Source organism: Nocardia sp. NPDC004722, from assembly GCF_053601505.1.
The window spans coordinates 1-1,372 of record NZ_JBSGBY010001071.1 but is presented as its reverse complement, the minus strand read 5'-3'; the positions used below and the strand labels follow the sequence as shown (position 1 = coordinate 1,372).

The following is a 1,372-nucleotide window of genomic DNA, read 5'->3' as shown; positions in this document are numbered from 1 at the left end:
GCGGCGATCGGCACATTGATCAAGAACACAGCGCCCCACCAGAAGTGCTCGAGCATGACACCGCCCAGCACCGGGCCGCCGACCATGCCGATCATCGTCGCGTCTACAACGCGGTCGAGTCCTACCGCGATCTGGAGACCCCGCTCATCGGCGCCGTCGAACGACTGATCGATTTCGTCACCGAGCAGGAGTAGCCCGCCAGTTATCCTCGAATGCATGAGTAGCCCGAGTGCATCGCTGACGGTTTGGGCCGGATCCTGGCTGGCCGGCCGCAGCGCCCCTGACGACGTGTTGGACGCGTTGCGCGCCTGGGCTCCCCAGCAGTCGGTGGCCGCGGGGGATCCGGTCACCGGCGGACACACCGGGCTACCCTGGGCCGCCGACGACGGGTCGGACGCGGTCGCCGGGGCCGGAATCATGGTGCTGCTGAAGCTCATTCGCGAGGCCGTCGGCGGGCCCGGCGCCGAGGTCCGGCTGGTACTGCCGATTCCCGGGGACGTGCGCGGGTTGCCGGTCGGCACCGAATTCGCCGCCGCCGCAACCGAAGCCGAGGAAGGTCTGTTGATCGGAGCTCCCGGCACCACCGGGACCGGCCTGGTTCCCGTGTGGGGCGAGGACGACTCCCTGCAATGGCGGGTCTATTCGACGCCCATCCCGCACGCCCTCGCGCCCGATATGCCGTTGGGCGAAGCCGAATACACCATGCGCGAGGCGGTCCGCGATGCCGCCGACGCCCTGCAGCAGTTGCAGACCACCCGGCTGGGGTCCGGCGGTGTCGGGCCGCGTGAACTGGTCGAGGCGGAACTGGCGGGCCACACCCGGCACAAGTATCCCGATTCCATGCCGCTGCGGGCCCGGCGGATTCTCGACACCGCCGATCAGGTGGCCGCGATACTGACCGTCGCCGAACGCGAACCGGCCTCCGCGCCCACCTCCGCGACCGCGGTCGCCGCGCAGGAGGCGCTGCTGCGGCCGCTGTGGAACGCGATCCGGGACGCGCGACTGGCGGCCGTCCACGCTCGGTGACCGGGGCCTGTCCGATTTCTTCAAGACGTTCGGTACCGGCGGCTCCTAGGGTTTCTCCTATGACTATTCGACTGAACGTAATCGGAATCGCCGTCTCCAATATGGGCGCCTCGGTGGAGTTCTACCGCCGACTCGGCGTCGAGTTCGCCGCAGGCGCCGAGCAGGAACCCCATGTGGACGCGGATCTCGGCGGCGGCGTGAAGCTCATGCTCGACACCGAGGACGTCATTCGCTCGTTCCACCCCTCGTGGTCGGCGGCCGCCGGTTCCGGTCGCCTCGGCCTCGCCTGCGACTGCGGCACCCCCGCCGGAGTCGACGCCAAGTTCGAGGAGCTGGTCGATGCCGG

Annotated in this window: 3 protein-coding genes; all 3 read left to right on the top strand. The window is 69.4% G+C overall.

Annotated features, from left to right (window positions below):
- On the top strand, positions 1-194 hold a 194-nt coding region (locus ACWELQ_RS45770), incomplete at its 5' end, for a DUF3097 family protein (protein ID WP_452403205.1).
- Positions 195-216: 22 nt separating this feature from the next.
- Positions 217-1,026, top strand: a complete 810-nt coding sequence (locus tag ACWELQ_RS45765; RefSeq protein WP_452403204.1) for a hypothetical protein — start codon at positions 217-219, stop codon at positions 1,024-1,026.
- A 59-nt stretch (positions 1,027-1,085) separates the two neighbouring features.
- On the top strand, positions 1,086-1,372 hold a 287-nt coding region (locus tag ACWELQ_RS45760; protein WP_452403203.1), incomplete at its 3' end, for a VOC family protein.